This window comes from Acinetobacter sp. RF15B (genome assembly GCF_007558235.1).
Taxonomy (GTDB): domain Bacteria; phylum Pseudomonadota; class Gammaproteobacteria; order Pseudomonadales; family Moraxellaceae; genus Acinetobacter; species Acinetobacter lwoffii_C.
Map to the genome: position 1 here is coordinate 247820 of NZ_VLSR01000002.1, position 8776 is coordinate 256595.

The following is an 8776-nucleotide window of genomic DNA, read 5'->3' on the forward strand; positions in this document are numbered from 1 at the left end:
AAGAACCGCATTTGCGGTTCTTTTTTTATTCCAAATTTGAAAATAACTGTGCACTGCTGATTTTTCGCATAAATCCTGCACGCTTTAAAGCTAAAGTCACCATGTTGGTATTACAGGATTGAATACCTTCAAAATTACCAAGATCTTCGGTAATTAATTTCCATAAATCACTTAAATCATTACATAGTACATGCCAGAAAAATTGCGAATCACCACTAATTCCAAATAGACAACGTGTATATTTGAGTTCAGACAAGGTCTTGGCAATATGATTCGCTGAATCTGGACGAGCTTTAATCAAAATAATTGCTTCGGATTTATAGCCCATCAAACTAGGTTCTACATCGACACGAATGTTGAAAATACCTTCTTCCAATAAGTCACTCAATAATTTCTGAGTTTTATGTTCACTGAGCTCAATTTGTTCTGCCAAACTTTTAATAGATGAACGGCCATCAATAGATAGAGCATGAATTAACTTTAATTCAGTTTCAGTCAAGTTTCTAACATTAACATTTTTAACGCTGATGCCATCTAATGCTTTAGGTTTACTGGCCCATGTAAAGGGTTTTAAGACCGCTTGTGTTTCTACAGTTTTAATATCTGGAATTTGCGTAACAAAGTCATGCATCCAAATGGAGAGATCCGCTGCTTTTTCTAGTCCAATCTCTAAGAAAATATCTGCAAGTCCTGTAGTTAGAAAAACAATACGCACTTCTGGGCGGTTTGCAAAAAATTGTGCAATTTCTTTTTCCTTCCCAAATTTCACACTGATCCATACATGAACTGTGTAACCCTTATTGGTAACCAGTGGATTTAACTCAATCGCAGTACGTATAACTTGGTCATTTAGCAATTTAACCAGACGCCGAGACAGCTTTTTTTCCGGAACATCACTAATCTGACTCAGTTCTCTCCATGATCCTCTCGGATTAGAGATGAGAGCTTTGATGCATGCGGTATCGATTTCGTCGAAACTAAAAGATTCACTCATGATGATTGACTTGTCTAATAACTAATTATAGTCTTAATTAAAGTCTAGAAAATAAAATACAACCTGTATATATGTCTAAATATTAAATGAGACGCTTATGGATGAGTCAAAAATGCAAAACTCAATTTCCGCTCAAGGAAATGTATCACAAAAGAAAGTTATTCTTGCAGGAACTGTAGGAAATGCGATTGAATGGTTTGATTGGACGATTTATGCCACATTTGCGGTATTTTTCGCGAAACAGTTTTTCCCCTCAGATGATCCAACGGCATCGTTGCTGGCGACCTTCGCAATTTTTGCTGTTGGTTTCTTCATGCGCCCATTAGGTGGAATCGTATTGGGCATCTTTTCGGACCGCTATGGTCGAAAAGCCGCTTTGGCCGCCACCATCATTATGATGGCAGGTGGATCTTTGATGATTGGTCTTTCACCAACCTATGAATCAATTGGTATTTTTGCACCAATTATTTTGGTATTGGCACGATTACTTCAGGGTTTATCGTTAGGCGGCGAGTTCGCTTCAGCTGCAACCTATCTTTCAGAGATGGCACCAAAACATAAACGTGGATTCTATTCGAGCTTTATGTTTTTTAGTTCAGCAATTGGTATTTTGATGGCCTCAGGTCTTGCTTGGGCTTTAACAAGTGCTTTGACTGAAACGCAAATGAGTGAATACGGTTGGCGTATTCCGTTTATTTTGGGTGCGATTGGCGGCTTGGTGGGTATGTGGATTCGTAAATCCGTACCTGATAGTGAAATGACCCATAAAAAAGAATCCGTAAAAAATCCTTTGGCTGTATTGATTAAACGTCATCCGAAAGAAACGCTCCGTATTGTCGGTATTTCTATCTTAACGACATTTGCATTTTATATTTTTGTAGTTTATGTCCCAACTTATGCCATTAAAGTTTTAGGTGCAGAGCCACAAACAGCCTTTGCTGCGAATACTGTTGGCTTAATTATTTTCATGCTGTGTCAGCCTGTATTTGGCTGGCTATCAGACAAAATTGGTCGCAAACCGCAGTTGATCGTATTTGCTGCGGGATATTTAGTTTTCTTTTATCCAATCATTAAGTGGATGGATGGGACTTTTGCATCGATTTTGTTGGTCGAGCTTTTTGGATTGGTTTTATATGCTTTATATACAGCCATTGGCCCCGCGGTCATGTCTGAGCAGTTTCCGACAGAAGTTAGAGCGGTCGGTATTGGTGCACCTTACAATTTGATGGTGGCTTTACTCGGCGGCACGACCCCATATGTACTGACTTGGTTACAAAGTATTGGTAAACAAGATTACTTCTACTTTATGGTACTGGTTGGCGCTTTATTAACATTAATCACATTTATTAAGATGCCTGAAACGGCAGGAAAAGGTTTGGAAGATATAAAATGAATATTGTGAATTTATCTGCACTTGAGTTAGGTCGACAGATTGCTTGCAAAAAGATAACTTCAGTAGAGACAGTTCAATTTTATATTGATCGAAACCAGACATTTAAACATCTAGATTGCATTTCGGAACTATTTGAAACCGAGGCTTTGCAACATGCTAAGTACTTAGATGAGTTGCTTCAGCAAGGAACACGTTTAAGTCCATTTCATGGTGTTCCAATTTTACTAAAAGATAATCTGGATGTAGCGGGTCATATAACGTATGCCGGTACAGTTTATCTAGATCAAAAAGCGTTAGCAAACTGCGAACTGGCTGATCAGTTACAAAATTTAGGTTTTGTAATCTTAGGTAAAACTAAAATGACCGAGTTGGCCTTTGGTTTGTCAGGGCAAAATCCAATGCAGGGTACACCTAAAAACCCTTGGGCAGAACAGCAATTCGCGCCAGGTGGATCTTCTTCAGGTTCAGCAGTCGCAGTTGCATGTAATCTAAGTCCTTTAGCATTTGGTGGTGATACTGGTGGTTCAATTCGTACACCAGCAGCATTGAATGGCATATTTGGATTTAAACCCTCAGCTCATAAAATTGCTGACATGGGTGCAGTGCCATTATCTAAAACATTAGATACTTTAGGTCCGTTTGCGCGTTTTGCAGATGACATTAGTGCGTTAATTAATTTATTGATGGATACAAATGTTGAAGTGACATCAAGTGAAAATGTAATTTATGCTTTAGATGAGTCTGCATTTCCATATCCGCTTGAGCATGAGGTATTAACGCTTTGGCGCGAAGGGCTAAAACGCATAGAGGCTTTAGGAATTGAAATTAAAAACTGGCAACCACCTGCACATTTTGATTTTCATGATCTATCAGATCGAACATCTGACATTATTGCCTATGAAAGCTATTTGTATCATGGTGATACAGCTGAAAATGCTGAAGTAAAAATGTGGGAATTGGTACGTCAGCGTGTGCTACGTGGTAAGACCATCTCACAGCAAAAATATGAGACATTGATTGCAGAGCGAACTGAGTTTCAGCAATCGTTTAAAGCCTCTTTAGATGGTCAATGTTTGTTGTTTCCAGTGAGCCCATTTCTTGGAGCTGTGTCAAGTTCAGAAGATGCCGAGTTTAGTCATGTGGGTGAATATACACGTCCATTTAACTATTTAGATGCACCAAGTTATGCTTTCCCTATAGCTCTGAGTGATAGCGGATTGCCGATGGGTATTCAGTTGGTTTCATATCAAGCGAATGATGTTAATGTGGTAAAAACGGTGCAGAAAATTGCCAATGGTTTAGGTATTCGTTCTGTATTACCACCAATTTGTCAGGATTAAGAGTTAACGCCTCGTTTATTATATTCAAAAAAAGAACCGCATTTGCGGTTCTTTTTTTATCATGATGGTTCTACTTTAAGCTTTTTTAAGTTGCTCTGACCCAATCCAATGCTTCGAAAACTGATAAGCAGCACGACCTGAACGTTGCCCACGTGCCTGGCACCAACGCAGTGCTTCAGCATGCGCTTCGTTTGTCCATGGCATGGAAGCTTTAGTCAAATAGTGTTCAACAATTTCTAAATATAAGTTTTGATCCATCGGGTAAAAAGACAGCCATAATCCGAAACGATCAGATAAGGAAATTTTTTCTTCGATCGCTTCCTGAGGATGTAACTCTGTATATTGCGGTACATCGACTTTGGTGACCGGCGTATTTTCATGCATAAATTCTGGCAATAAATGGCGACGGTTACTCGTCGCATAAATCACAAAATTGTTGGAACCAGATTGCAATGAGCCATCCAGAACACTTTTTAAACTGCGATAATTTTCATCTTCTGCATTAAAGGCCAGATCATCACAATAGACTATAAATTTTTCTGGACGGCCAGCGATCAGTTGCTGAATTTGAGGCAGATCTGACAGGTCATCACGTTCAATTTCAATCAGGCGTAAACCCTGATCTGCGTATTCAGTCAACAAGGCGCGGACAATTGACGACTTGCCTGTGCCACGCGAGCCGGTCAGCAGCACATCATTGGCAGGCAGGTCTTTTAAAAACTGTAAAGTGTTCTGAATCACTTTTTCTTTTTGTTTCTCGATTCCTTTTAAATCTTCCAGCGCAATCTGTTTAAGCTGATAAATTGGCTTTAGTTCCCCGTTTTGCCATTTATAAGCATACGCAGAAAAATCCGGTGTCTGCTTCAGCTCAGGCAAGCTGTGTTGAAGCTGCAAAAGTACAGTAGAAAGCGCATTTAAAATATTGTCAGGTAAGTCGATTTTCGCCATGATGAAATAATGCAGATTTAAAATTATGTCTAGCATACTATCACTGTAAAATTCACAGTCAAAGTCTGAAAAGTGTGATAATTTACTTAAAGCAGAGAGTTTTGCTCCTTTAGTCTAGAAGGAGGAAAAGGGCGTTTTCCATATTTAAGACTACGGGCTGAATGAGAAATATATAGGGAAAATGACAGATGCTATTCAAAGATTTTACCCAGGATATTAATCCACATCAGGCCTATCGGATCAAAAAGCTGAAACAGCAGTTACAGCTTGCTGAGACTTATGAGGAGTGGAAACATATTGCGTTAAAGATTGATGAGGAATCAGGTGCACAAGAGTGGAAGTTTGATAATAGCTCGCCGTATTTTGATGCTGAAGTGATTGCGCATCGCTTAGGGAAATTAAGACGTTACCGCCAGCAAAAGCGTACCCGGGATCTGATGCATATCCTGTGTGAAGGGCTGAGCTATGATGTTGCCAATATTGCACATCCTTTGCTTTTTACCGAGACTTATGTCGGCACCAAAAGAATTATTGAAGAATATGTAGAAGAAGTCAGTCTGGGTCTGGCCTATATCGCCTCAGATGAATGTCAGTGCTTGAAATTTGAAGAAAAGATCGAATACTTTGAACATTGTCAGCGTGCTTATGGCCAGCCAGCTTTGATGTTTTCCGGCGGTTCCACTTTGGGGTTATTTCATACTGGTGTATGTAAGGCTTTAATGGAGCAAGACTTGCTGCCCAAAGTCATGTCCGGCTCCAGTGCCGGCGCTATTATGACTGCCATGCTGGGCGTGTCCAAGCCTTCCACTTATGTAGAACTGTTGAAGGGACATAACTTTTTTCATGAAGCCTTTCACTTTCGTAAGCTGAATGAACTGCTCAAAGGTAATGGTGGACTGGCCGATGTCAAATACCTGAAAAAGTTTCTGATTGAGAATCTGGGAGATGTCACTTTTGCAGAAGCCTTAAAAATTTCCGGTCTACATATTAATATTGCGGTTGCTCCTTATGATGCTGCGCAGGAGGCCCGGATTATGAATGCCTATACCTCACCAGATGTGCTGGTCTGGAGTGCAGTGCTGGCCTCTTGTGCGGTGCCAATTCTGTTTCCACCCGTACGTCTGACCAGTAAACGCTATGATGGTCAATATACCCCGTATATGGGAGCCACGCGCTGGGTCGATGGCAGTGTGCGCAGTGATTTTCCGCAAGAGAAAATGGCGCGGCTTTATAATATCAATTACACCATCGCCAGTCAGGTGAACCCGCATATCGTGCCATTTATGCAGGATGATGTAGCACGTTTCCGCAAAGGGACCTTAAGCTGGCCACAACGTATTGTACGCCGTCAAGGTGCGGTCATTACCAAAGGCATGATGGACTTTGCCCGTGAGCATGCCGGTCGGGTGCCACCAGTCCGCCGTCTGCTGGACCATGGTCATGGGGTGGTCAATCAGCGTTATTATGGCGATGTAAACATCGTCGGAAAATATGGCTTACGTCATTATACTTATATGCTCCAGAATCCGCGGCCGCATCTGTTTAAAGTCTTACAGCGCGAGGGCGAACGGGCGACCTGGCCTAAAATTTCCCTGATCGAAATGCAGGAGCGGGTAGGTAAAACTATTCAGCATTGTCTGGAACTGTTAAATTATCAGAAGACACCAGATCTACAGCACGAATATATTGCAACTTAATCCAGACACGCTCTCTTCTTTAAACTGGCAGCTAAAAACCAAAGCCCGTAGCCTGGGCTTTGGTCGCCGTCTCTATTATTTAAATGAACCAGGGCCTTACTGGCTGAAGACCCAGCTTGCTGATTCTTCCAGTTCTGTATGGCAACAGGTTCAACAGGGTTTTCAGCATGAGCTGGAATTTTACCGTGCTTATCAGCATGCAGGTTTGCAATGCCTATTGCCCGCTTGGATCATTCAGCAACCTGTTAAAATTGCTCATGAAACTTTTCAGCAGGCTTTGATTCTGCCAGATTTTCCTGCTTATTTTGACGGTACACCAGAAACGCTATCTATTCTGGAAATTCAGCAATATTTGCTGCGCGTCTTAGAACCCTTAATTGAATTACAGGAATTGGGCTATTTTCATGCCGATTTAAAGCGTGAACATTTTGTGCATGATCAGGGCAGGGTCTATCTAATCGATTTTGAACAGGTACACTCCCTGTCCGAATCAGTAATAAAAGAAATGAATGCAACACCGCGTTATATGGCACCTGAGTTATTTCATGGCAAGCCTAAGTCTCTGCAAAGTGAGGTCTATGCTTTGGGAATCATTTTTTATGAATGGCTGTCCGGACAGCGTCTGCAAGCGGCCAACTATGAAGATTGGGCATATATACATTGCCAGCGTTTCAAACTTGAGCTTCCGACGGGTTTAAAAGCCTTTCAAAAACTGTTGGAGGGAATGCTATGCAGGCAGCAGCAGAATAGACTGGCTGATTTCAAAGTGGTCAAATACAGCTTGATGACTGAAATTGAATGAGAAAAATACAATAAATTGCAGATTGTTTTTTATTTAATCAAATGGGTGGGTTTTTCTTAAAAAGCTCTTGTCAGGGCAAAGTGATCTCTATAGTATACACAGCCATTGGGGACGTGGCGAAATTGGTAGACGCACTGGATTTAGGTTCCAGCGCCGCGAGGTGTGAGAGTTCGAGTCTCTCCGTCCCCACCAACAGTATTTAGGTAACGAGATACTGGGTGGAAGTAGAGGATTGGTGTAATGGTAGCATGACGGTCTCCAAAACCGTTCGTCAAGGTTCGAATCCTTGATCCTCTGCCAAAGTTTATAAAAATCCAACCTTGAGTTGGTACCCTGATGGGGACGTGGCGAAATTGGTAGACGCACTGGATTTAGGTTCCAGCGCCGCGAGGTGTGAGAGTTCGAGTCTCTCCGTCCCCACCATCAAAAAAGACAAGGCGATGACCTTGTTTTTTTTCGCCTGAAATTTATAAATCTTAGAAGTATAAAAAAGCCCATAACAATGGGCTGATGATATTTTCCCCACTTCAAACTCCATCAGCTCTAAACCTGTATTAGAGACTGCCTAGCCATTCAGTATTTATTTTTTTCATAAAATGAAGTGAATTCGTTCAAAAATAAGGGCTGTAAAATAAAATCCGGGTTAATTGATTAATTTTTGATATAACAGTACTTATTTTTCTAGATGAGTGCTTGTCAATACGAGTCGATCTCTATAATATACACAGCCACGGGGATATGGCGGAATTGGTAGACGCACTGTGTTCAGGTCGCAGCGCCTTCTAGGTGTGAGAGTTCGAGTCTCTCTATCCCCACCATATATAAAAGAAGCAAGGTGAATACCTTGTTTTTTTTTGCCTGGAATTTAGCAGGATGCTTTCTATTTCCTTGGCTTCTCAATTTTGTTTGAGATTTCGGATAGAAATATCGTGAATTACTGCGTTAAGAAACCATTAAAATAATAGGATAAAAAGCATAGCAACCCGTAAGTAGGGCATTGGCATCGTTTTTATATTAATGAGATCAGTAAGGTTGAAACAAAAATAAAGGCCAGACGTTTAGAGTGGCTTTTAAATTTCTCAAATTTTATCGAATGTGAAAAATAAAGTTAACTGCTTAATTTATAGCAGGTTAGATTACCTTTTACTGCAAAAACACTTGTCAACAGTGTGTGATCCCTATAGTATACACAGCCATTGGGGACGTGGCGAAATTGGTAGACGCACTGGATTTAGGTTCCAGCGCCGCGAGGTGTGAGAGTTCGAGTCTCTCCGTCCCCACCAACAGTATTTAGGTAACGAGATACTGGGTGGAAGTAGAGGATTGGTGTAATGGTAGCATGACGGTCTCCAAAACCGTTCGTCAAGGTTCGAATCCTTGATCCTCTGCCAAAGTTTATAAAAATCCAACCTTGAGTTGGTACCCTGATGGGGACGTGGCGAAATTGGTAGACGCACTGGATTTAGGTTCCAGCGCCGCGAGGTGTGAGAGTTCGAGTCTCTCCGTCCCCACCATCAAAAAAGACAAGGCGATGACCTTGTTTTTTTTCGCCTGAAATTTATAAATCTTAGAAGTATAAAAAAGCCCATAACAATGGGCTGA

6 protein-coding genes and 7 tRNA genes are annotated in these 8776 nt (G+C 41.2%); 11 read left to right on the forward strand and 2 right to left on the reverse strand.

Annotated elements, in window-relative coordinates; translation table 11 throughout:
• Positions 1-25: 25 nt before the first annotated feature.
• Positions 26-994, reverse strand: a complete 969-nt coding sequence (locus E2K74_RS02505; RefSeq protein WP_151204203.1) for an Lrp/AsnC family transcriptional regulator — start codon at positions 992-994, stop codon at positions 26-28.
• 97 nt (positions 995-1091) lie between these two features.
• On the opposite strand from E2K74_RS02505, the gene E2K74_RS02510 reads away from it, so the two are divergent.
• Both E2K74_RS02510 and E2K74_RS02515 read left to right on the forward strand, forming a co-directional pair.
• Positions 1092-2387, forward strand: coding sequence for an MFS transporter (locus tag E2K74_RS02510; protein WP_151204204.1), 1296 nt, complete (start codon positions 1092-1094; stop codon positions 2385-2387).
• Positions 2384-3727: an amidase gene (locus tag E2K74_RS02515; protein ID WP_151204205.1), complete on the forward strand. Its 1344-nt coding sequence runs from the start codon at positions 2384-2386 to the stop codon at positions 3725-3727. The genes E2K74_RS02510 and E2K74_RS02515 overlap by 4 nt, the downstream gene beginning before the upstream one ends.
• Positions 3728-3802: 75 nt before the next feature.
• On the opposite strand, the gene E2K74_RS02520 is transcribed toward E2K74_RS02515, so the two are convergent.
• The gene (locus tag E2K74_RS02520; protein ID WP_151206142.1) at positions 3803-4675 is read right to left on the reverse strand and encodes an ATP-binding protein; all 873 of its coding nucleotides are present in this window, start codon (positions 4673-4675) and stop codon (positions 3803-3805) included.
• Between the two features lie 188 nt (positions 4676-4863).
• Here E2K74_RS02520 and E2K74_RS02525 point away from each other — a divergent pair, with 188 nt between their 5' ends.
• The 9 genes from E2K74_RS02525 to E2K74_RS02565 all read left to right on the forward strand — a co-directional run bounded on the left by E2K74_RS02525 (position 4864) and on the right by E2K74_RS02565 (position 8688).
• Entirely contained in the window at positions 4864-6372 is a 1509-nt protein-coding gene (locus tag E2K74_RS02525) for a DUF3336 domain-containing protein (protein ID WP_151206143.1), read from the forward strand.
• Positions 6359-7174: a protein kinase domain-containing protein gene (locus E2K74_RS02530; RefSeq protein WP_171480641.1), complete on the forward strand. Its 816-nt coding sequence runs from the start codon at positions 6359-6361 to the stop codon at positions 7172-7174. Before E2K74_RS02525 ends, E2K74_RS02530 begins: the two co-directional genes overlap by 14 nt.
• Positions 7175-7281: 107 nt before the next feature.
• Positions 7282-7366: transfer RNA gene (locus E2K74_RS02535), tRNA-Leu, on the forward strand.
• 34 nt (positions 7367-7400) lie between these two features.
• Positions 7401-7474 (forward strand) — tRNA-Trp (locus E2K74_RS02540).
• 38 nt (positions 7475-7512) lie between these two features.
• A tRNA-Leu gene (locus tag E2K74_RS02545) sits at positions 7513-7597 on the forward strand.
• Between the two features lie 309 nt (positions 7598-7906).
• Positions 7907-7992, forward strand: a tRNA-Leu gene (locus E2K74_RS02550).
• A gap of 380 nt (positions 7993-8372) precedes the next feature.
• A tRNA-Leu gene (locus E2K74_RS02555) sits at positions 8373-8457 on the forward strand.
• Between the two features lie 34 nt (positions 8458-8491).
• A tRNA-Trp gene (locus E2K74_RS02560) sits at positions 8492-8565 on the forward strand.
• Positions 8566-8603: 38 nt separating this feature from the next.
• Positions 8604-8688: transfer RNA gene (locus tag E2K74_RS02565), tRNA-Leu, on the forward strand.
• The last annotated feature ends 88 nt before the right edge of the window (positions 8689-8776 follow it).